The 21,047-nt window shown below is 63.0% G+C and carries 24 protein-coding genes and 2 tRNA genes; 9 read left to right on the forward strand and 17 right to left on the reverse strand.

Features of this window, described 5'->3' with window-relative positions; genetic code table 11:
* Positions 1-142 precede the first annotated feature (142 nt).
* Positions 143-994: an IclR family transcriptional regulator gene (locus CAL19_RS03540; RefSeq protein ID WP_026638485.1), complete on the forward strand. Its 852-nt coding sequence runs from the start codon at positions 143-145 to the stop codon at positions 992-994.
* A gap of 98 nt (positions 995-1,092) precedes the next feature.
* On the opposite strand, the gene CAL19_RS03545 is transcribed toward CAL19_RS03540, so the two are convergent.
* The gene (locus CAL19_RS03545; RefSeq protein WP_026638484.1) at positions 1,093-2,067 is read right to left on the reverse strand and encodes a tripartite tricarboxylate transporter substrate binding protein BugD; all 975 of its coding nucleotides are present in this window, start codon (positions 2,065-2,067) and stop codon (positions 1,093-1,095) included.
* A 313-nt stretch (positions 2,068-2,380) separates the two neighbouring features.
* Here CAL19_RS03545 and phaP point away from each other — a divergent pair, with 313 nt between their 5' ends.
* A complete protein-coding gene (phaP, locus tag CAL19_RS03550; protein WP_026638483.1) occupies positions 2,381-2,956 on the forward strand; it encodes a TIGR01841 family phasin in 576 nt (191 codons plus the stop codon).
* A gap of 58 nt (positions 2,957-3,014) precedes the next feature.
* Here phaP and CAL19_RS03555 read toward each other — a convergent pair whose 3' ends face one another.
* The 7 genes from CAL19_RS03555 to CAL19_RS03585 form a co-directional block, all read right to left on the reverse strand.
* Positions 3,015-4,064: a quinone-dependent dihydroorotate dehydrogenase gene (locus tag CAL19_RS03555; RefSeq protein ID WP_026638482.1), complete on the reverse strand. Its 1,050-nt coding sequence runs from the start codon at positions 4,062-4,064 to the stop codon at positions 3,015-3,017.
* Between the two features lie 41 nt (positions 4,065-4,105).
* On the reverse strand, positions 4,106-4,840 hold the full coding sequence (locus CAL19_RS03560) for an arginyltransferase (protein ID WP_094796045.1): 735 nt from the start codon (positions 4,838-4,840) through the stop codon (positions 4,106-4,108).
* A gap of 57 nt (positions 4,841-4,897) precedes the next feature.
* The gene (gene aat, locus CAL19_RS03565) at positions 4,898-5,659 is read right to left on the reverse strand and encodes a leucyl/phenylalanyl-tRNA--protein transferase (protein WP_026638480.1); all 762 of its coding nucleotides are present in this window, start codon (positions 5,657-5,659) and stop codon (positions 4,898-4,900) included.
* Between the two features lie 2 nt (positions 5,660-5,661).
* Positions 5,662-6,243, reverse strand: a complete 582-nt coding sequence (locus CAL19_RS03570; RefSeq protein ID WP_026638479.1) for an NUDIX hydrolase — start codon at positions 6,241-6,243, stop codon at positions 5,662-5,664.
* Positions 6,244-6,289: 46 nt separating this feature from the next.
* Positions 6,290-6,877, reverse strand: coding sequence for a DUF2946 family protein (locus CAL19_RS03575; RefSeq protein WP_094796046.1), 588 nt, complete (start codon positions 6,875-6,877; stop codon positions 6,290-6,292).
* 89 nt (positions 6,878-6,966) lie between these two features.
* Entirely contained in the window at positions 6,967-7,686 is a 720-nt protein-coding gene (locus tag CAL19_RS03580; protein ID WP_094796047.1) for a helix-turn-helix transcriptional regulator, read from the reverse strand.
* Between the two features lie 213 nt (positions 7,687-7,899).
* Positions 7,900-8,775, reverse strand: coding sequence for a helix-turn-helix domain-containing protein (locus CAL19_RS03585; RefSeq protein ID WP_094796048.1), 876 nt, complete (start codon positions 8,773-8,775; stop codon positions 7,900-7,902).
* 584 nt (positions 8,776-9,359) lie between these two features.
* Between CAL19_RS03585 and CAL19_RS03590 the strand changes: the two genes are divergently transcribed.
* The 4 genes from CAL19_RS03590 to CAL19_RS03605 all read left to right on the forward strand — a co-directional run bounded on the left by CAL19_RS03590 (position 9,360) and on the right by CAL19_RS03605 (position 11,504).
* A complete protein-coding gene (locus CAL19_RS03590; protein WP_094796049.1) occupies positions 9,360-9,755 on the forward strand; it encodes a hypothetical protein in 396 nt (131 codons plus the stop codon).
* A 138-nt stretch (positions 9,756-9,893) separates the two neighbouring features.
* Positions 9,894-10,214 (forward strand): hypothetical protein, encoded by a 321-nt coding sequence (locus tag CAL19_RS03595; RefSeq protein WP_141214353.1) that lies wholly within the window; start codon positions 9,894-9,896, stop codon positions 10,212-10,214.
* A gap of 136 nt (positions 10,215-10,350) precedes the next feature.
* Complete coding sequence (locus CAL19_RS03600) at positions 10,351-10,665, forward strand: DUF1153 domain-containing protein (protein ID WP_026638474.1); 315 nt, start codon at positions 10,351-10,353, stop codon at positions 10,663-10,665.
* A 272-nt stretch (positions 10,666-10,937) separates the two neighbouring features.
* Positions 10,938-11,504 (forward strand): hypothetical protein, encoded by a 567-nt coding sequence (locus CAL19_RS03605; RefSeq protein ID WP_026638473.1) that lies wholly within the window; start codon positions 10,938-10,940, stop codon positions 11,502-11,504.
* Positions 11,505-11,604: 100 nt separating this feature from the next.
* Here CAL19_RS03605 and CAL19_RS03610 read toward each other — a convergent pair whose 3' ends face one another.
* The 6 genes from CAL19_RS03610 to CAL19_RS03635 are packed head-to-tail and all read right to left on the reverse strand — an operon-like array spanning position 11,605 to position 17,254.
* Positions 11,605-12,423 (reverse strand): phosphodiesterase, encoded by an 819-nt coding sequence (locus tag CAL19_RS03610; RefSeq protein WP_094796050.1) that lies wholly within the window; start codon positions 12,421-12,423, stop codon positions 11,605-11,607.
* A 10-nt stretch (positions 12,424-12,433) separates the two neighbouring features.
* Positions 12,434-13,693 carry an ABC transporter substrate-binding protein gene (locus CAL19_RS03615; protein WP_081745618.1) on the reverse strand — a complete coding sequence of 420 codons (1,260 nt, stop codon included), beginning with the start codon at positions 13,691-13,693 and terminating at the stop codon, positions 12,434-12,436.
* A gap of 10 nt (positions 13,694-13,703) precedes the next feature.
* Positions 13,704-14,534: a carbohydrate ABC transporter permease gene (locus CAL19_RS03620; protein ID WP_026638471.1), complete on the reverse strand. Its 831-nt coding sequence runs from the start codon at positions 14,532-14,534 to the stop codon at positions 13,704-13,706.
* Positions 14,535-14,545: 11 nt separating this feature from the next.
* Positions 14,546-15,418, reverse strand: coding sequence for a carbohydrate ABC transporter permease (locus CAL19_RS03625; RefSeq protein ID WP_249276246.1), 873 nt, complete (start codon positions 15,416-15,418; stop codon positions 14,546-14,548).
* 20 nt (positions 15,419-15,438) lie between these two features.
* Positions 15,439-16,575: an ABC transporter ATP-binding protein gene (locus CAL19_RS03630; protein WP_094796051.1), complete on the reverse strand. Its 1,137-nt coding sequence runs from the start codon at positions 16,573-16,575 to the stop codon at positions 15,439-15,441.
* Positions 16,568-17,254 (reverse strand): HAD family hydrolase, encoded by a 687-nt coding sequence (locus CAL19_RS03635; RefSeq protein WP_026638468.1) that lies wholly within the window; start codon positions 17,252-17,254, stop codon positions 16,568-16,570. The genes CAL19_RS03630 and CAL19_RS03635 overlap by 8 nt, the downstream gene beginning before the upstream one ends.
* A gap of 95 nt (positions 17,255-17,349) precedes the next feature.
* Here CAL19_RS03635 and CAL19_RS03640 point away from each other — a divergent pair, with 95 nt between their 5' ends.
* Positions 17,350-18,138 (forward strand): DeoR/GlpR family DNA-binding transcription regulator, encoded by a 789-nt coding sequence (locus tag CAL19_RS03640; protein ID WP_026638467.1) that lies wholly within the window; start codon positions 17,350-17,352, stop codon positions 18,136-18,138.
* A 203-nt stretch (positions 18,139-18,341) separates the two neighbouring features.
* Here CAL19_RS03640 and CAL19_RS03645 read toward each other — a convergent pair.
* Both CAL19_RS03645 and CAL19_RS03650 read right to left on the reverse strand, forming a co-directional pair.
* Positions 18,342-18,415 (reverse strand) — tRNA-Cys (locus tag CAL19_RS03645).
* Between the two features lie 221 nt (positions 18,416-18,636).
* Positions 18,637-18,712 (reverse strand) — tRNA-Gly (locus CAL19_RS03650).
* 184 nt (positions 18,713-18,896) lie between these two features.
* Between CAL19_RS03650 and CAL19_RS03655 the strand changes: the two genes are divergently transcribed.
* Entirely contained in the window at positions 18,897-19,466 is a 570-nt protein-coding gene (locus tag CAL19_RS03655) for a DUF2478 domain-containing protein (protein WP_051423634.1), read from the forward strand.
* On the forward strand, positions 19,463-20,266 hold the full coding sequence (locus CAL19_RS03660) for a class I SAM-dependent methyltransferase (RefSeq protein ID WP_026638466.1): 804 nt from the start codon (positions 19,463-19,465) through the stop codon (positions 20,264-20,266). Before CAL19_RS03655 ends, CAL19_RS03660 begins: the two co-directional genes overlap by 4 nt.
* Here the strand turns inward: CAL19_RS03660 and CAL19_RS03665 are convergent.
* Positions 20,263-21,012: an IclR family transcriptional regulator gene (locus tag CAL19_RS03665; protein ID WP_094796052.1), complete on the reverse strand. Its 750-nt coding sequence runs from the start codon at positions 21,010-21,012 to the stop codon at positions 20,263-20,265. The two genes, CAL19_RS03660 and CAL19_RS03665, sit on opposite strands and share 4 nt — an antisense overlap.
* Between the last annotated feature and the right edge of the window lie 35 nt (positions 21,013-21,047).

A 21,047-nucleotide genomic window follows, 5' to 3' on the forward strand; every position in this document is an offset into this window, starting at 1 on the left:
GGCCCACCCTAGGGCTGCCCCGGGTTGCCAAAACGGCTGCAAGATTTCACAATACGGGAAACCCATATTTGTTGCAGCGCGGCATTTCCCTTCCGAGGCGCAATTGTCTGTCCTGCGCTCATCTTTCAATGCGACTTCCACTATGCCAGCCATAGCGCCGGGCTCGGACAGCGAGCATGCACCGGCCCATTCTCCTATCGCTATCCAGGTCATCGAGCGCGCCATGCGCCTGCTGGATGCACTGGCCGCCCGTTCTGATCCGGTCACCCTGAAAGAATTGTCTGCCGCCACCGGGCTGCATGCGTCCACGGCGCATCGCATTCTGAATGACCTGGTTGTGGGCCGCTACGTCGAACGCGTCGACAACGGCCTGTACCAGCTGGGCATGCGCCTGCTGGAACTCGGCTCGCTCGTCAAAGGGCGGCTCAATGTGCGCGAAGCCGCGATTTCGGCCATGCGCACGCTGCACAAGCTAACCGGGCAGACAATCAACCTGTCTGTGCAACAGGGCGACGAAATCGTCTACATCGACCGGGCCTGGAGCGAACGTTCGGGCATGCAGGTGGTGCGCGCCATAGGGGGGCGGGCGCCGCTGCACCTGACGTCCACCGGAAAGCTGTTTCTTTCCACCCTCGACACCCGCCAGGTGCGCGCCTATGCCATGCGTACCGGGCTGGCAGGGCACACGCGCAACAGCCTTACCGACCTGGACCGCCTGGAACGCGAACTGGCGCTGGTGCGGCGGCATGGCTACGCGCGTGACAACGAAGAACTCGAGCTCGGCGTGCGCTGCATCGCCGCCGGCATTTTCGATGATGCCGGCAAGCTGGTGGCCGGTCTGTCCATTTCGGCGCCCGCCGAGCGCCTGCAGGACGAATGGATACAGGCGTTGGTCGACGCCGCGCGCAACATATCCGAAGCGCTGGGCTATGAGCCCACCGTGGTGGGCAATGGCGCGGGGCGGGGCCTGGCGCCCCATGCGGTGCGCGTCTAGCGCCTGCTCCTCTGGCCTGGCCTGGCCTGGCCTGCCGCCAACAAAAAACCCCCGGCCAGGCCGGGGGTTCAGGTGCCCGAAGGCAAGGGTTGTTAGTCTTATTGTTGCGGTACGCCGGCCTTCTTGAACAGGTCGGCCCATTGCGGCACTTGCTGCTGAACCTTGGCGTCGAGCGACTTGGGGTTGGCATCGTCGTTGAGCACTTCGGCGCCCAGACCCGCCATGCGCTCCTTGAACTTCGGATCAGCCAGGCCGGCCTGGAGCGCCTTCACTAGCTTGTCGACCACGGGCTGGGGCGTGCCCTTCGGAACCCAGATGCCGTGCCAGATACCCACTTGGAACCCCTTGAAGCCCGATTCGTCCATGGTGGGCAGGTCGGGAAGGGTGGGCACGCGCTTCAGGCTGGTGACCGCGTAGGCCTTCACCTTGTTGGCCTTGATGTGCTGCGTGGTGTTGGTGGTCTGGTCGCACAGCATGTCGACCTGCTTGCCCAGCAGGTCGTTCATCGCGGGGCCCGTACCCTTGTAGGGGATGGTGAGCAGGTCTACGCCCAGGGCGTCGACCAGCATCGTGCCGCACAGGTGGCTGGCGGCGCCGATGCCCGCGTTGGCAAGCGAGACCTTGTCTTTGTTCTGCTTGACGTAGTCGACCAGCTCTTTGATGTTGTTGGGCGGGAAGTCTTCGCGCGCGATGACGGTCATCGGGACGTCGACCACCAGGCCTACCGGCTGGAAGCTCTTGAACGGATCGTAGCCCGGGTCTTTGTAGAGCGACGGGGCGGTGGTGAAGCCCAGGTGCATCAGCAGGATCGTGTAGCCGTCGGGGTCGGCGCGGCCGACGAACGAGGTGCCGATGGTGCCGCCGGCGCCGGCCTTGTTCTCGACGACGACGGTCTGACCCAGCGTGGGGCGCATGGCTTCGGCCAGCGACCGCGCCACGTTGTCAGTGGGACCGCCTGCCGAGAAGGGAACCACCATATTAATGGCCCGTTCCGGGTATTCAGCGTGGGCGGCGCCAGCGAATAGCGCGCCAGCGGCCAGCATTGCCGAAAGGGTACGGGGGATAAATTTCATGAGGTCTCCTGTGCCGCGTGATGCGCGGCGGTGTTGGCATTTTGGCGAGGGCTTTTTTGAAGCGCCATCGGCCGGTCGTCAGTGTAAGAAACATAGCAACCCGCGTCACCCGGGTATTTCCCCCGATCTGCGGCAGCGCAAAGGTCCCATGCTGCGTCGCACAAAAAAGTGCTTGACAGCGGGGTGGATGGCGGTAAAATGACTTTTGTGCAGTGCAACAAGTGCCGTCGGTGTACCAACCGCTCGCTTGCCTCGACCGCATAGCTCGTCTTTCTGCCGGGTCGCTTCCGGCCATATTTTTCCGGAGACCACCATGACCGCCATCCCCCAACAGATTCTGGACCGCCAGAAATCCACCCTGAACACCCTGGTTGCCACGCAAGCCACGCTGTTCGCCGGCTTTGAAAAGCTGGTCGACCTGAACCTGAAGGTCGTCAAGGCCACCCTGGACGAAGTCGCCCAGAATTCGCAGCAGGCCTTCAGCGTGAAAGACCCGCAGGAAGCCGCGGCATTTGCCAGCAGCCTGGTGCAGCCCGGCGCCGAAAAGGCCCTGGCCTATGGCAAACACGTGTACGACATCGTTGCCGGCGTGCAAGGCGAACTGGTGCGGCTGGCCGAAGAGCAAATTGCCCAGGGCCAACAGCAAGTCGCCGAAACCGTCGAGCAGCTGTCCAAGAACGCGCCCGCCGGTTCCGAAAGCGCCGTGGCCCTGCTGAAGTCGTCGCTGGCCACCGCCAATGGCGCCTACGAATCGCTGAGCAAGGCCGCCAGGCAGGCTGCCGAGGTCGCCGAGTCGAACCTGAACGCCGCCGCCAATGCCACGTTCAAGGCCGCGACCGACGCCGCCGAGGCCGCCACCAAGTCCACGCGCGGCCGCCGCGCCGCCTGATCGTGCCGTGGTGCGCCGCCGGCCACCGGCGGCGACAGCCCGGCATCAAACAGCGGCTTCAGGCGGTGGCGCGGCTGATGTCGCGCACGCATTCGGCTACCAGGGCTGGGCCCCGGTAGATAAGGCCGGTGTACAGCTGCACGGCATTCGCACCGGCGGCGATCTTCTCGCTGGCCTGTTGCCCGGACAGGATGCCGCCCACGCCGATGATCGCCATCGCGGGCCCCATGCGCTGGCGCAGACGTTCGATGACCGCAAGCGACAGGGCATGCACCGGAGCGCCCGACAGGCCGCCTGCCTCGTTGGCGTGTGGCTGGCCGGTCACGGCGTCGCGCGACAGGGTGGTGTTGGTGGCGATAACGCCGTCTATGCCGTAGCGCGGCAGAATGTCGGCGATGGCGTCGATCTGTTCTTGTGTCAGGTCGGGCGCGATTTTCACCGCCAGCGGCACGTGGCGCTGGTGCAGGTCGGCCAGTTCGGCGCGCTTGTCGCGCAGCCGGGCCAGCAGCGCCGATAATTCGTCGCCGCCTTGCAGTGCGCGCAGGTTTTGCGTGTTCGGCGACGAAATGTTCACCGTGACGTAGTCGGCATGCGGATACACGCCTTCCAGGCCGGCCAGATAGTCATCGGCAGCGCGTTCAATGGGTGTGTCGGCGTTCTTGCCGATGTTCAGGCCCAGCACCCCGCCCTGGACGCGCCACTGGCTGCGCCGCACATTGGCGATGAAGGCGTCCAACCCCTGGTTGTTAAAGCCCAGCCGATTGATCAAGGCCTGTGCGCGGGGCAGGCGGAACAGGCGGGGCTTGGGGTTGCCCGGCTGCGCGCGCGGCGTAACCGTGCCTACCTCGACAAACCCAAACCCCAGGTTGCCCAGTGCGTCGATATAGGCCCCGTTTTTATCGAGCCCCGCGGCCAGCCCCACAGGATTGTCCAGCGCCAACCCCATCAGCGTGGTGCGCGCCTGCGGCCGGGCGTGCAGCAGCCGCCGCGTCACCCCGCATTCGTAGGCCCGTTGCAGGCCGGTCAGCGTGACTTCGTGGGCGGTTTCCGCATCCATTGCGAACAGCGCCCGGCGCGCCAGGGGATAGGCATCGAATAGTATGGACATGGGGCGCAATTGTAGCCAGTTTGGGCCCCGGCGCGCAGCCGTCAGCGCATATCGGCAGGCGGCTCGCGCCAGTGTCCGTCCGCGTGTATCTGCAGCGGACGGAACGCCGATTTATAAGCCATCTTGCGGCTGTCGCGTATCCAGTATCCCAGGTATAGCCAGGGCAGGTTCAAGGTCCGGCACTGCTCTATCTGCCAAAGGATGTTGTACGTGCCCAGGCTGCCGCGGGCATCGGGGTCGTAGAAGGTGTAGACCGAGGACATGCCGTCGTCCAGCACGTCGATGATGGACACCATGGCCAGCGTGCCTTGCGCATCGCGGAACTCGACCAGGCGTGTGTTGACGCGGCTGGTGAGCAGGAACTGTGCGTATTGAGTGCGGCTGTCGTCATCCATGCCGCCGCCCGGATGACGGCCCTGCTGGTAGCGCGTGTACAGGTCGTAGTGTTCCGGCGACCAAGCCAGTTCGGCCACGAAGGCACGCAAGCCCTCATGCGCGCGCCAGGCGCGGCGTTGGCTGCGGCTGGGCGAGAAGCGGGCGGCGTCGACCCGCACCGGGACGCAGGCGCGACAGTTATCGCAGTGCGGCCGATAGGTAAAAAGCCCGCTGCGGCGAAAACCCTGCTCGACCAACTGCGAATACGCCCCCGCGTTGATCAGGTGCCCGGGGGCGGCCACCTGTGAGCGCGCCTGGCGCCCGGGCAGGTAGCTGCATGGGTAAGGGGCAGTCGAGTAGAACTGCAGCGTCGCGAAAGGGAGTTCTTTAAGCTGGCTCATTCGTGCCCTGCACAGGCATCGGGCCCGGGCAGGCCTACATCTTAACGCTGAAGCGCGTCAGTACAACAACCGCGACGGCAAGTCGGGATGCAGAGTTCCCTGGCTGTCCAGACGGCCCCGCCGCCAGGCGGGCGCGGGCTGGCTGACCGCCTGGCGCACATGCCTGACGAAGTCTTCGCGCGGCACCGGCCGGGCGCCCATGCTGCCCAGGTGCCGTGTCTGCTGCTGGCAGTCGATCCATGCCACCCCGGCGCGGCGCAAAAATGCCACCAGGTAGGCCAGCGCCACTTTCGAGGCATCGGGCGCGCGGGTAAACATCGATTCGCCGAAAAACATGCGGCCCAGGCTCACGCCATACAAGCCGCCGGCCAGCTCGCCGTCTATCCAGGTCTCGACGCTATGCGCCACGCCTGCCTCGTGCCAGGCTCCATAGGCCTGCCGGATCGCGGGCGTGATCCAGGTGCCCGCCTGGCCGTCGCGCGGGGCGGCGCAGCAGGCCATCACCGTGGCGAAATCCGTGTCGACCCGCACTTGCACGCGCGGCAGCAGGCTGTTTTCATCGCGCTCGATCTTGCGCAGCAATTTGCGCAGCGAATGCGAGGGAGCGAAATCTTCGCAAGCCAGCACCATGCGCGGATCGGGGCTCCACCAGAGCAGCGGCTCGCCTTCGCTGTACCAGGGGAATATGCCTTGAGAGTAGGCGGCCGTCAGGCGCTCGATAGAAAGATCGGCGCCTGCCGCCAGCAGGCCCGCCGGATCGGACAGTGCGAGTTCGACCGGCGGAAACGGCGTATCGTGCAGTAGCCAGGGCAGCTTCAAGGTCAGCGATGCGACTCGAGCGTGTAATGGTGGGTCTGGAACGCGCCGCTGCGGCGATCTTCCAGGAACCGTTCCAGCGTGGTGGCCACCGTGCGGAAGGCCAGGTCATTCCACGGAATGTCGGCTTCGTCGTAGTAGCGCGCGTCCAGGCTTTCGGGGCCGGGATCCAGGCGCGGGTCCAGCGCCTGCGCCAGGTAGAACACATGGACCTGGTCAATCTGGGGCACGTCTATCACGGTGAACAACTGGCCGAGCTCGATGCGGGCGCCAGATTCTTCGAGCGTTTCGCGCGCCGCGCCCTGGGCCGTGCTTTCACCCAGTTCCATGAATCCGGCAGGCAGCGTCCAGGTGTCATAGCGCGGTTCGATGGCGCGCCTGCACAACAAGATGCGGTTGTCCCACACCGGCAAGGTGCCCACCACCAGCCGCGGATTCTGATAATGAATTGCGCCGCAGCGGTCGCAGACGTCGCGTTCGCGGTTGTCGCCTTCCGGCACGCGTCGCGTTATCGGCGTGCCGCACTGGCTGCAGAAGCGCGCGCGGCGTGGGGCGGGGAAATAGTTCACGGGCGATTGATCGGTCATGGCGTCGATTCTACCGGCAGTCTCCAGACTTCTGCGCGGCAGCGCTTCAGGGCCTGGGCTGGGCCACGAAGCCCAAGCGCGCCGGGATATCGGCCCGGCTGGTGTGGCAATGCAGGTCTGCCGCGCCGGCCAGCGCCGGATGTGTCAGCCGGACCGGCGCGTCGTTGGTCTCGAGCACATCGGCCAGGGCGTTGCCGGCCACGGTGCGCAGCTGCTCGAGCAGGGCCGGCAGGTCGCGGTCGTCTACCATCGCCGGGCCGACGTCCGCCTGGGCATAGAGCCGGCCCGTGTCGTCAAGCCACCAGGCGGACACGCCGCGCACGGGCAGGCCGGTATGGGTCACCAGCGCAATGCCGTCGTCCGCGCGCCGCAGCAGATAAGGCGCCCCGTCCAGGCGCACATAGACCCGTTGCGGGCCATTCTGGAAGAACCAGCGACCCTGTTCGTCGACGTCATAATTGCGGTCGATGAAGGCCACGATCTGCGTATTCGGGATTGATTCGCCCATTCCGCCCGCCGCGGCATCGCCTTGTGGATGCAGCCGCCAGCGGCCACGCTCGTCCAGCGACAGCCAGCCGAAAACGGCGGGCACGTTGGGCCACTTGGCCAGTGCTTCTTTGACGGAAGAGTCCATGCGGATATCGGCCTGCGCGCGGGAGCCAGCGCCCGCGTCATGCGCTATTTAACCAGATCGGTTGCACACGCGCCGGTGCGGCAGCGTCGCTACCCGCTGGTCACGGGCTCGCGCGCCATCGACGACCATCCCAGGGTGGCCCCGCGCGAAATCGCGGCGTACACCGCTTCGGTCCGGTTGTGCACGCGCAGGCGCTGGTACACGGTTTCCGCGTGCACCTTGGCAGTAGGAACCGCGATGTTCAATTGCCGACCGATTTCCTTCAGGCTGCAGCCTCGAGCCATCAGCACCAGCACTTCGTACTGCCGTGGCGTCAGGCCCAGCACGGCACTTTCGCGGCGGGCCACCTGCTCAGGCAACACTGCCGCATCGGCCACCGGCGCGGGCGGCCTGCAGGCTGGTGGCGGCCCGGTCAGCGGGGCGACCAACTGGCTGGGAAACAGCATTCCGCCTGCCAGCACGAGCTTGATTGCCGCCTGCAATATCTCTGCCGAGGCGTCGCTCGGCAGGCAGCCGACCACGCCCGTCGGCAGGCCGCGCGACCACGGCGCCGGCTCGGTACGCGACGTCAACAGCAAAACGGCCCTGGGCAGGTATGCCAGCCGCGCCATCAGGACGATCTGGTGAATGTGGTCGAGGCTGGGCACGGCCAGCAGCATGAGCTCGTGTTCGCGCCCCGGGCGATGGTTGAACAGCAATGCCGGGCGTACCGCTTCATCAACGCGCCAACCCGGCAACGCGCTGGCCGCGGCCTGCACAATCGCCTGCCTATACGCATGTTCTGCCGCAATGACAATGATCGTCGACATGACGGCTTCTCCTTCCGTGGTTCCTGCGGAATCCCCTGGATTATTTTTGGAGGCACGCCAAAAGCAGTGACGAGGCCGGAAACTGGCCGTAGCGGACAGAATACTGCCCGCGCCGGCCGCCGGATAAACCTCAGTGTTAAAAAATTTAACTCGCGATACTAAAAATAGCAATAAGGGAATTTTTTGATACATCTGCAGCCAAATTTGCCAGTGTCACTGGATCCAGCAATACAGTTGCACGGGGTGCGGCGTCTTGTCCCAATTCAGCGGAAACGTGTCGAACCGCTCCGCAAAGCAGGAAGCCCGCAAGCTGTAGCCAGAGCGGGGCAGCCAATGGTCCAGCAGGTTGGCATGCAGCCCGGACACATCATGAGCGGTGCAGTCGTTCTCGCACGTGGCCACGCGGCCGCCGGGCAAGGTGATCTCGAACGCGTCGCGCGGCTTGGGCCCGAATCCGGGCGGCACCTGTACTCCGCAGTAATACCGGATGAACGGCATGGGCACAAACATCGGAGTGTCATATGTCAGGCCGAAGAACGGGCCGGTCAGCTTGTCGGCGCCCAGGTTGGCAAAGAGCCGGTAGAAGTCGTTCCAGCAAGCATGTTTCTGGTTCGACATCCCTTCGTAGCGCACCGCCCAGAAGCGCGCCGGAGGCATTTCGCGCAGCGTTACGCGAGCACGATTCTCGCGCATGCACCAGGTGCTTGATGCCTGTTGCGCGGTTTCATTGATCTTGGCGATGTACATCGCATGCGCCTGCCTGAACTGGCCGGGCGGAATTCCCCAATAACGGGTGAACGCCCGGGTAAAGGCCTGCTGGCTCGAAAAACCCATGTCGATGGCGATGGAGAAGGGTGGTTGGCGCGTATGCGCCACCATCAGTGCGCAACGTCCCATGAGATTGTGGTGGATGTAGTCGCGTGGCGAATGCTGGAAATCCTTCAGGAAAAGACGGGTCAGGTGGAACCGGCTGACTCTGATCTTCTGCGCCAGTTCCTGGATAAGCGCGTCATGTACGCAATGGTCTGTAGACCCATGCAGGATTTGTTGTTCGATTTGCGTCACGCAGTATTGAATTCGAGGATCCATAAAAACATTCCCTTCGCTGGTGACCCAGCGCTTGCTCCCGCGAGCTTGTTAATCCGCATGGCGCGGACAAAGGTTTCGATAAATCGGCAGAAAGATCACAAACTGTAAATTTTGTGAAATCAAACTGCCTAGAATGAAAGCCGTCGTGACAAGCGGTCCGGGAGAGGGAAGCAGTTTTCAGGTGGCGTTGGCAGACACGAAAACTGCACGAATCAGTAGTGAAATTTGCGCGACGACTTTTCAGGGAAGTGATTATGCGTTTTGCATAGCACATATTGAATAGGCCGTTGGGATTAGGGAATCACCCGCGTATCCGGGGCGGCCGGCAAATAACGGCAGACACATGGAATGGTTCCGGTCTCTTTATTGAGGCCGGGGGGTAGTGTTTTCCCGCGGTTTTTGAAAAACGCACCATTTAGATGCATCGAGATTAATGCGGGTTATTACCGAAGGCACGAAATCAGGCAGCAAAGGTTTTCCGAATTGGCTCGAAATTAGCCAATCAATGCATCGGACCAATACGGGAATTCACGGAGTAGTACCGCCTCGAGACGGTTTCTCGAATTATCAGGAGGCAATACACCATGAAGAAAGCAATATTGGCAGCGGCTCTGGCCGTGAGCTCGATCGGCATGGCCCATGCGGCCGGTTTCGCCATTGGCGGTTTCGCGGGCACCGGCTCGTCCTCTTCCGGAACGATGGGCGGATCGCAGGCCACCAGCGGCAGCGGCTCGCTGGGGTTCGGCGCGGCGTTGCAGGGCAGCACGGCCACGAGTAGCACCAGCGCGAACTCTGGCGTTTCCCTGTCGCCGCAAGGCACCAACACCTACGCCAACGGTGTCAGCGTGAACACGTCGGTCGGCGGCGGCTACACCGCCGGGTTCGCTGGGGGCAGCACGTCAGGCATGGCCGGCGGCGAATACACCAGCGGCGCCACCGGCAATGTGGGCAGCATCGGTTTTGGCGGCTGGAGCTGGTAAGCAGCAGCCATACCGATACCCGTCGTGCAGGGGGCGCGATGCCGCGCTTCCTGCACGCAGGAGAGTGCGATGAACACTGCATTTCGGCCGGTTCTTCGAAGTCTTGCGTCATGGTTGGCGCTGCTTATGGCCCCAGCCATGGCTGCGAATCCTGGCGCGGATACTGCTCCGGCATGGGAGGCCACATGCCCGCAAGAACAAGCGCAATCCGGGTATCCCGAAATCGCGTCGTTTCCGCAAATGTCGGAGCCAGGCCAGGACGTCGTGCTGGCGCCGGGCTTTCAGGATTGCAGACCGGTCGAGGGCAGTGGCTACCACAGTGTTGTGCAAGGGGGCGCCGACCAGGTATGGATCTCCCGCGCCCGGTTATTGCCTAGCCTGCCCAATGCGGGTGTCACCGGGCAATTGCCGCCGGGGTGGCATTGGCTCGAACTGGGCCTGCAGGTTGGCCGCCAGTGAAAACAGGCGGCGGGGCTCTGGTTAAAAGCCGTGGAATATAACTGGCCTTTTTTTTGGCCGAATTTTATTTCATGGTTACATTTCTAGATTTTAATCCGGCTGAATTTGTATCGGCCTTATTTAAGGAGCGCTGGCGATGGACGAAAAACTTGACGAAGAAATCAAGCGCTGGACTGTCAGGCGCAAAAGCGTGCTGGTCATGGACATTATCCAGGGCCGCACCAGTGTGCGTGAAGCCAGCGAAACCTTCGGCTTGCCAGCGTCCGAGATCGAGCGGTGGGTAGACGAGGGCAAGCGTGGGCTGGAAAATGCGTTGCGATCCAACCCATTGAATGTAAAGGAATATTATGAAAAGCAGATCAAGGCGCTGCAGCAGGCTTACGGCGAAGCGATGCTAGAGCTGCGCATTCGCGGCAAGCAGAGCGGCCCGCCTTGCGATGACGAGAAGTAGCCGCGAACAGGGGTCGTGCGTACGCCGGCCGGGTCGATGGCCAACGGCGACGCCCAGGTTGATAAAGAAAAAGAAAGTGCGCGAATTTTTGAATATAGGTGGTGCGAAGTATTTATTTTTTTATTTATCGATGACGCACAAACTGGCAAAAATCCATTTTCTTGTAACCATAGAATAAGGTGTCACCGCTCGTAAAGTTACATTATCAAAGGCGTCCGAAGCTCAGACGTCCTACGAACGGCATAAGGTGGCTTAAATCCAGGAGAATACTCATGAAACGGCTAGCACTAATAACCTTGGCCTTATGTACGTTCAGCGCGTGGGGCCAAACCATCAACACGGGCGCCAGCGCGGGTTCCAACGCATCCAGCAACGCCAACTCGAGCTCACAGTCCGGTACGGCCCAGGTCGGGGTGTCGGCGGAGATGGGCATGGGAAACATCACCTTCGAGGGGTCGTCGCAACGCAAGCACCAAAGCATTTCCACCACGCCCAATGTGTATATCGCGCCCAGCATGTTCGGCGGTTCCAACAACTGCGGCCAGAGCAACACAATGGGAGTGGGCGTCACGGGCTTCGGCATCGGCGGTTCCGTGGCGTCCGAAAGTTCGTCTTGTAACGCCCGTGAAGATACAGCCACCGCCTACAAGCTCGGCTACAAAGAGGTTGCGGAAATGCGCTTCTTCTGTTTCGGTGAAGAAGAGAACCGCCTGGCCTGGGAAGCCACCGGCCACACCTGCCCGCCAAGCGCCGGCCCCGTGGCCCAAAACCGCCAGACCGTCGCCGCCACGCCCAGCAGCGCCAGTTTCGGGCCGGTGGCCGGATACATCGAGCCCTGAAGCCAGATCGGCCGGCGGTGCAGATCGTCAAAAACAAGGCTCTCGGATCGAGAGCCTTGTTTCTGTCATGGAGGGCACGGCGGCCACAAGATCTGCAGCCCTATCCCGCTATGGCGATCGAGTGATCGTATTCGCCAAGCGGGAATCTCTTTCCGGCATTCAGATAGTCTTCCAGGTGGATCAGCACCTGATCGGCCTCCACCCGAACGACGCCGTACTGCGGGGGTTCGTGCGCACCCAGCACGTCAAGCTGTTTGCCGTGCAGATCCAGCGCGACTTGATGATTGGTGCCGCGCAAGGTCGAATAAGGGATGCCGCGGAAGGCGCCGAAGATCGGGCGATGAATATGCCCGAAGAACACCTGGCGGATGCGGTGCTCATGCCCGGCAATGGCCGCCATGAACGGGCCGGTGTCGCGCAAAGAGATGGCGTCCATGCTGTGAATGCCAATCGAAAAGAACGGATGGTGCATGAAGATCAGCACCGGGCTATCGGTATGTTCCAGTTGCTGGCGCAGCCAGGCGCCGCGCCGGGCGCAGAACACGCCCCATGTAACGCCGGGCTCGTTCGTATCAAGGAAAATCGCCAGCGAACCATTGAAATCCGCGGTGTACTGCACAAAGCCGTCGGCATCGCGGGGCACTTCCGGAAAATGATTCTGGAAGCGCAGCCGGTGGTCGTGGTTGCCCAGAATGGGGTAGATGGGCATGGTAACCGGCGCCAGGCATTCGCGCAGATGACGATAGGCGTCGTCGTGCCCGTAATGCGTGAGGTCGCCGGTGATCACCAGGGCCTGCGCATCCGGCTGGTTCGCCTGCATATGGGCGACGGCCTGTTGCACGCGTTTTTTGGGATTCGTGCCGTACAGGTCGCCCGCGTCGGCCACCAGGTGCGTGTCGGTCAGATGAATGAATTTCATCGAGATTCCTTTAGTTCAACAGCGCCTGCACGTCCTTGACCATCGCGTCCAGCGCTTGCTGCGGCTGCGCGCTCTTGTCGAACACGGTCTGCAGGTGGTCGTGGATCACGTCGGTGATTTTCAGGCCGTTCTCGCCCGGGAAGGCATACCAGCCGGTCAGCCAGGCTTGCTGCTTGACGGCCGTGTACTGATTCGGATTGGCGTCATAGTAGCCGGCCAGCATCTTCGGGTCGTCGATGGGCAGCGTGTTGGCGGGAAAATAGCCCGTCGATTGGGTCATCAGCGTGGCGCCTTCGGGGCCCGTCACGAACTTGATGTATTCCCAGGCGGCTTTCTGACGCTCCGGATCCTTGGTGAACATCATGGCGACGTTGCCTCCCGCAGGTACGGTGCCCTTGTCGGCGTACACAGGAAAGTAGCCTGTCACCATGCGGAACTTGTCACCGATCTGCGACTCGATATGCTGCAGCCGCGAGGTCGAGCTCGACAGCACTGCCAGCTGGCCGTTCACGAATAGCTGTTGCGCGTCGCGGTACGAGAAATTGCCCATGGTGCCGTTTTGCACCATGCGCCCAAGCTGCGCAATGGATTCGCGGCCGATGGCATTGTCAAAGGCCACCTTGGTCTCGTCGGCGTTCAACATGGCGCCGCCTTTCGAAAAGATGATGGCTTGCCACAGCCAGTTGCCGGTGATCTCCCAATCGTAGTGCAGGCCATGCGTGCCGGGGCTGGCCTGGCGCGACTTGTCGGCTACCGCGATTATGTCGTCCCAGTTCTTGGGCAGTGCGTCATCGGCGACACCGACTTTTTCCAGCAGATCCATGTTGTAGTAAACGATGGGCGTGGACAGCGAAAAGCCGATGCCGACCTGCTTGCCGTTGATCTGCCCCAGCGACATCAGGGCGTCGCTATAGCCGCTTTGTTCCCAGTCGGGTTCGGCCTTGATGAAGGGCGTCAGATCGACTGCGATACCCCGGTCGACAAAGATGCGCTGGCGGTTCAGGCCCTGGAACGACACGTCGGCCAGCTGGCCGGTCACGGCGTGGCGCAGCGCCTGCTGGGCCGCGGCTTCGTACTCGGGCGTGGGGGCACGGAACTTCACCGTGTAGTCGGGAAACTTGGCGGTGAACCGCTTGGCAATTTCCTGGTGCGTCTGGTTGAACACATCCGGGTAGGGGTACTCGACCACGAGTTCTACCTTGGCAGCCTGGGCTGCGGCGCCGGTCATGGCAAGGCCGGCAAGCACACTGAATAACACCTTGAATTGCATCTGAATTCCTTTAACCTTTGACACCCGAGAGGGTGACGCCTTCGATAAAGCGCTTCTGCGCAGACAGAAAGAACAACAGCAGCGGCAAGGTGATAATGACCGTGCCGGCCATCAGAGGACCGTAGTTGGTCCCGGATTCTTCGTTCTTGAAAAACATGGTTCCCAGCGGCGGCGTGGCGAGATCCATCGAGTTGATCACCAGCAGCGGCCAGAAATAGTCGTTCCAGTGCCACACCACCGAGAAGATAGAGAACGCGATCAGCGCGGGCATGGCGGCGGGCATGAGCACCCGCCACACCAGTTCGAACTCGCCCATGCCGTCCAGGCGCGCGGCATGGATCAGGTCATTGGGCACGCCCATGAAGAACTGGCGCATCAGGAAGATGCCGAACGCCGAGGCGATGAAGGGGATGATCAGCGCCGCGGTCGTGTCCAGCAGGCCCGCATGGTGCAGCAGGATGTACAACGGGATGGCCGTGGCCTGAAACGGAATCATCAGGGACAGCAGAACCAACCCCCAGGCCATGCGCTTGCCCCGAAATTCCAGCTTGGCGAAGCAGTACGCGGCCGGCAGCGACACGAGGATCTGCAGAATCAGAATGCCGCCGCACACGATCACGCCGTTGGCCAGGTATCGCAGCAGCGGCACTTGCGTAAGCGCCTGCGTGTAGTTTTCAATGGCCGCCCACTTCTGCGGCAGCAGGTGGAAACCTTGCCGGAATATTTCGTCTGCCGGCTTGAACGATGTCGACAGCATCCACACGAACGGCAGCAGGTAGATCATCGCCCCGGTAAACAGCACGGCATGCCGGAAAACCCGCCAGGACCAGGATGCTTGCAAGGGATTCTTCATCAGTAGTGCGTCCGTTTTTCCATGCCGATCTGCTGGATCAGCGTCAATATGAAGATGCAGGCGACGAACACCACCACCATTGCCGACGCATACCCCATGCGGAAGAATCCAAAACCTTCCGAATAGATCGTGTGCAGCAGCACTTCCGTGGCCTTGTTCGGCCCGCCCTGGGTCAAGGCGTGCACGGTGTCAAAGACCTGCAGCGATCGGATGGCGCATACGGTGACGACGAACAACATGGTGGGGCCCAGCATCGGCAGGATCAGCCTGAACAGGCGGTCCACCGGGTGGCGCATGCCGTCGAGCAGACAGGCGTCGCGCAGTTCTGAGGGGATGCTCTTGAGCCCGGCAAGAAACATCACGAGCGCCAGGCCGGACATCTGCCAGATGCCGATTACGGCCAGCGAGGGCAGCGCCAGGTCGTAGTCCCGCAACCAGTTGCGAGGTTCGCCGCCAAACATCGACAGCACATAATTGAAGAAGCCGGCCGTCGGGTGCATCAGGAATTGCCACACGATGGCCATGGCAATCAACGTCGAGGCCACCGGCATGAAGAAGGCCGTCCGATAGAAAGAACGCCAGCTGTCGTGCGATTCGATCAGCAGCGCCAGGCCGAGCCCCAGGCCGATGGACCCCAAAGACACCACGATCAGGTAAAACACTGTGTTGGAAAAGCTCTTGCGAAACGAATCGTCGTTCCAGAGCTGGATGTAGTTTTCCAGGCCCACCCAATTCCACGTGGCGGCGCCGAATTGCCAGTCGGTCATCGACATCAGCGCCACGATGGCCAACGGCACGATCAGCAGAAGCGCCGTAAGAACAAGGCTGGGGCCAAGCAGCAGCGCCAGCGGCAAGGGTTTGATACGCATCATATGAATTGCCCTTGCCGATGTCAGGCGGCCCGGAACATCTGCGGGCGATCGAGCGCCAGGCGACGACCGCTGGCATCAAAGGCATGCCAGGCGTCCTGGTGGATATACACCGTCAGCGGGCTTCCCGCCTGCGCTCGCGACTGAGGGTCGAGCACCGCCATCACGTTTTCGTCGGCCGCCGTTCGCAGCGTGATCATGCAGTCGGCGCCCGTGAACTCCACCTGCGTGACCACGCCGCTGACGGGCAGGGCATCGCGCATCGGGGTGAGCGCAGCTTCATGAGGGCGAAATGCCAGCCTGTGCGTTTCACTGGGGAAGGCGCCGTCCAGCGCGCGCCCCTGCAGCGTCGGCCTGCCCGCGCCATCGCGTTCGACCGTCAGGAAGTTGATGCGCGGCGCCCCGACAAACGCGGCAACGTTGGCATGCTCAGGCGCGTGGTAGATGTCTTGCGGAGTGCCCAGTTGCAGGATCTGGCCGTCTTTCATGACCGCCACCCGGTCGGACATCGACATGGCTTCATGCTGGTCGTGCGTCACGTACACGAACGTCACCCCCAGCTTTTCGTGCAGCTGGCGGATTTCGCTACGCAACGATTGACGCAGGTTGGCATCCAGATTGGACAGCGGTTCGTCGAATAGGAACAACGACGGACGACGCACCATGGCCCGCGCAAGCGCCACCCGTTGCCGCTGTCCGCCGGACAATTGAGCGGGCTTGCGCGCCCACAGATGTTCGATGCCCAGCACCCGCGCCACTTCCGTGCCCTGAGCCTGAGCTTGCCGCACTTGACGTCGCGTGGCCGGGCTGAGCCAGCGCACCCCCGGCAGACGCTGCACGAAGTTCAACGATCGCATGTACAGCGGCATGCAGACGTTATCGCGCACGGACAGGTGCGGGTACAGCGCATACGACTGGAACACCATGGCGCAATCGCGCTCGCCGGGCGAGCGCGTCAGCAAGTTCGTGTCGCCGCGGCGTATCGTGCCGGCATCCGGCATCTCCAGGCCGGCCAGCAGCTTCAGCAGCGTGGATTTGCCGCAGCCGGATGCGCCCAGCAGCGTCAGGAACTCCCCGTCCCGGATGGTCAGCGACAGGCCGTCGAGGACCTTGGTATTGCCGTAGGTCTTCGCGATGTTTTCAAGCACGATATCAGTCATGGTTCACCTCCATCACAGGCAACGGCTGCGCCAGCCGCTGCGAGAGTTCATCGATATGGCGGTACCACACGACAGCAGGACGCAGATCGTGCGCATGGGTGTGATAACCCCCCAGGTGGGCGGCAAAGTGCATCCCCGCTGCTTGGGCGCAGGCGGCGTCAATGTGCGAGTCGCCTACGAAAAGCACCTGCGACGGGTGCTCGGCCACATGCAACGCAGTCGCGATCAGGGGTTGAGGGTCGGGCTTGGCGGGCAGGCCGTCATCGAGACATTGCGTATGCCTGAACAAGGACTGCCAGCCCAAGTGCCGCAGCAGGATCTCGGTCGAGGCGCGGTCGCGGTTGGTACACAGGGCCAGCGGGTAACCGCTTGCGGCGAGCCGTTGGAGCGCGATGTCGACACCGTCATACGGTTGCGCGTCGGTAAGCTTGCGCGTCAGATAGTCGTGGTGCATGGCGCTTGCCAGCGCGGCTCGTTCCGGGCCTGTCGGCGTCAGGTGGCGCGCCGCCCGTTCGAACATCGGAGCAATGCCTTCGCTGAGTGCGTGGCGCAACACATCGGGGCGCGGGGCGCATCCGGGCGCGACAGCCTGCGCAGCGGCAAACAGGCTGGGCCAGGTATCGATCAACGTGCCATCCAGATCGAACACGATGGCGGTGTAATGAAGGGGCGTTATCATGGCCGCCACTTTAATGATCGAATGTGAACATTTTGTGAATCAAGCGCGGCTATTTGCTGTGCTAAATTGATCGAAATAGGCGCATGTGAACATATATGATCAAAGCCGAACGTCAGCAGCGTATCCTCACCTTCATGCAAGAGACCAACGCCGTGACCGTGCGGGATCTTGCCCAGATGTTCTCGGCGTCGCCCATCACCATTCGGCGAGATCTGCTCGAACTGCGGGATAAAGGGCTGCTGGAGCGCACGCATGGCGGCGCGGTTTTATCGCAGGAAGTGTTGGCCGAGGGCAGCGCCCGGTACGAGATGTACAGCTACTCGGAACGCCACAGCCAGCAGTCCGCAGAGAAAGCCGCGATCGCGGAATGCGCGGCGCAATACATCTCGGACGGCGACAGCATTCTTATCAATGCAGGCACCACGGCCCATGCGCTGGCGATGGCGCTGCGCGGCCATCAAGACCTGCACATCATCACCAATGGCCTGTCAGTGGCCACGGCGGCAGGCCAAAGCCATCTTGCGCACGTCTATGTGCTGGCAGGCCGCCTGGATCCCCGCAAACTGGCCACGATAGAGCGGCACGAGAACAACACCCTGCCGGATATCCAGGTTCGCGAAGCGTTTCTGGGCGTGCATGCGGTCAACGCCGACGGCATTTTCATGCGGGAAAGCGAAGACGCGGCGATGAACCGCGCTTTTGTCGCCGCGGCGACCCGCACGACTGTCCTGGCCGACCACACCAAGTTTCAAGCGCACGCCAGCTTCCGGGTGTGCGGATGGCAACAGGTGCAGCGGCTGATTACCGACCGAGCGGTCGAACCTTCCGTGCTCGAAGCCATTCGCCGGCAGGGCGTGGAAGTTGTTCTGGCTCAGGGTTCTTGACAGCACGTTTGCCCGGGCCGATGGCGCATCTGCCTGAGGGGGCTCGCCATGAATGCCGGGTGGGTCGGGCAAAGGGTGGGCCGGTTCAGGGCCAGGATGGCGGCGGTTGAATGGCAAATTTTGCCCACCATTTTGCCTGCCGATAGTGCCTACATGCCGCACCCAAAGAAAAAGGCCCTCATTGCTGAGAGCCTTGATTCTGCTGGAGGCGCAAGCCGGAATCGAACCGACGTACACGGATTTGCAATCCGCTGCATAACCACTCTGCCATTGCGCCAGGGGCGTCATTTGCCAAGCCCGCTATTGTACAGGAAAGCTGACGTTTGTGTCTTGCCGGGGTAAGCCGCAAGCGCCCAGGGCACGCGGCGGCGATGTGGCGCGCGTGCCGCCGCGCAAACCGACGCGCACGGCCGCCCCAACGAAAAAGGGGCGCGTCCCTGGACGAGCCCCTTCTGCCTGGCGCCTGCCGCATTGCCACTTGGCGGCGGGCAAAAATTCTGGAGCGGGAGACGAGTCTCGAACTCGCGACCTCAACCTTGGCAAGGTTGCGCTCTACCAACTGAGCTACTCCCGCATGCTGCACGCCACAAAATTACAGGCGCGGCAACAAAGAAAAAAATTATAGCATTGTTTTTTGCGCCCTGCCATACGCACACGGCGCTATGTCGACGGCAGGGCTTTCGCGGGGCAGTCGGCGCGTATAGAGTGACCACATCTGCAATCTGCCCGGCTGGCGCCGACCGCCGGTCCGCCGATCCATGAATGACGATTCCGCCTTTTCGCTGCCGGTTGCGGCGCTGATGTACCACGCTTCGTCGCATGGCGCCGACCCGCTTCTGGCCGAGTTCGCGCGCGAGTTGCAGGCACAGGGTTGGCGCGTGCACGGGCTGGTGCAATACGAAATCGTGCCGGCCGGCGGGGGCAGGGCCGCTCGTGAATTGCTTGATCTCGCATCGGGCCGGCGCTACGCGCTGTCGCAAGACCTGGGGCCCGGCTCACGGGCGTGCAGCCTGGATACGGGGGCGCTGGCCGCGGCCAGCCAGGTTTTGCGCCACGCGCTGCAAGCCCGCGCCGACCTGGTCATTGTCAGCCGCTACGGCCTGGCCGAGGCTGCCGGCGGCGGGTTTGCGAACGAAATGCTGGCCCTGATGAGCGCCGGCATTCCCGTGGTCACACTGGTTTCGGCAAGCCTGGCCGACGATTGGCGCCGCTTTACGGGGCAGGCGGGTGCCGAGTTGCCCGTGTCGCGCCCGGCGCTGCAGGCCTGGTTCGACCGGTGCGTGGCCCGGGCGCCGAAGGCGGCACAGACACAGGGGGCCGCGCCATGAGCCTGGACACGATCGATTTCGCCGAACTCTACAAGAAACACTACCTTGCCACGCGCGGCCGGCCTCGGCCGCCCCAGGTGTGGGACGAGCGCGCCGACGCTATCAAGCCTCGCACGGACGTAAGCGGTTATGCGCGGGATTTCATCGCGCGCATGCACTTCGATGACGCCCGCACATTGCTCGATGTGGGCTGCGGCGCCGGCACGCTCGCGCTTGCCGTTGCCGGCCGACTGGATCGTGTGATTGCGCTGGACTACAGTTCCGGCATGTTGCGCGCCTTGGAAGACGGCGCTCGCATGCAGGGCGTGCGCAATGTGCAGCCGATGCTGCGCGCGTGGGAAGATGATTGGTCGGATGTTCCTGTTTGCGATCTTGCGGTCGCGTCGCGTTCCACCATGGTGCCCGACATGGCGGCGGCATTGGCGAAACTGCACGCCCATGCACGCTTGCGTGTCTACCTGACCCATGTCGCCGATGGCCATTTCCTGGATCCGGCCATCCAGCAGGCAACGGGCCGCGTGCGCCCGCCGGGGCCCGGGTGCCTGTATATCCTGAACATCCTGCGCGGCATGGGCATATATCCACGGCTGGACTACATCGCGGTGCCCGGCGCACTACAGGGGGCGGCGGATTTCGATGACTACGCGCGCCGGGTCGCGCGTTCCATGGGCGGGTTGGATGATGCCGAGCGTCAACGCCTGCGCGTCTGGTATGACGCCGCCACGCCGGCCGAGCGGGCCGGCGCGCCGCTGCGCTGGGCCTTCATCTGGTGGGATACGCGCGACCGGGGCGGGACTTAGGTCGTGCCGCCGATTTCTTTCTGTATCAAGTCCGCGATGGTGCGCTGGCGCGTGGCCGGCATGCGGTCGAGTATGCACGATACGCTGACGGCCAGGCGCGGATAGCCCGAGCGGTCGCGCAACGCCACGCCCACCCCCAGTACGCCCGGCACCGCCGCATTGCCCACCGCCGACCAGCCGCGCCGGCGCGTGGCGTCGACCAGCAACCGCATGTGGCCGGCCGTCATGTTGCCGTACGAGCGCAGCGCAGCCCGGTTCTGCTGGATCAGCGCTTCGGCTTCGGCTTCGGGCAGCGCCGCCAGCAACGCCAGGCCGGCGGCGCCCACGCCCAGCGGCTGGCGGTGGCCGATGGTCACGGCCAGTACTTGCACCGGATAACTGCCGATTTCCCGGTGCAGACACAGCGAGTCGGCCCCGACCCGGCAGATCAGGAAAGAGGAATCGCCAGTATGGTCGCTGATGCGGCGCATGGCCGGCGCCAGCTGCGCCACTGAAAGCGTCTGTTCGTCCGGCGGCGATGGCCAGGCTGGCGCGGCGCGGTACCGGCCAGTTTGCGGGTCGCGCAGCGCATAACCTTCTTCGACCAGCACGCATACATAGCGGTACACGCTGGTGCGCTGCATGCGCAGCGCTCGGGCGATGCCTGCCACGTCCAGGCCGTCAGGCGCCTGGCGCAAGGCTGCCAGCATGCGCAGGCCGCGGCGCAGGGTGCTGGCGCCGGGCCCGGCGGACGTAACGTCGTTCATTATTCGAACATCCTTGCTTCTTAATGGGCTGGATC

Source organism: Bordetella genomosp. 7, assembly GCF_002261265.1.
In the GTDB taxonomy this organism is placed as follows: domain Bacteria; phylum Pseudomonadota; class Gammaproteobacteria; order Burkholderiales; family Burkholderiaceae_B; genus Bordetella_A.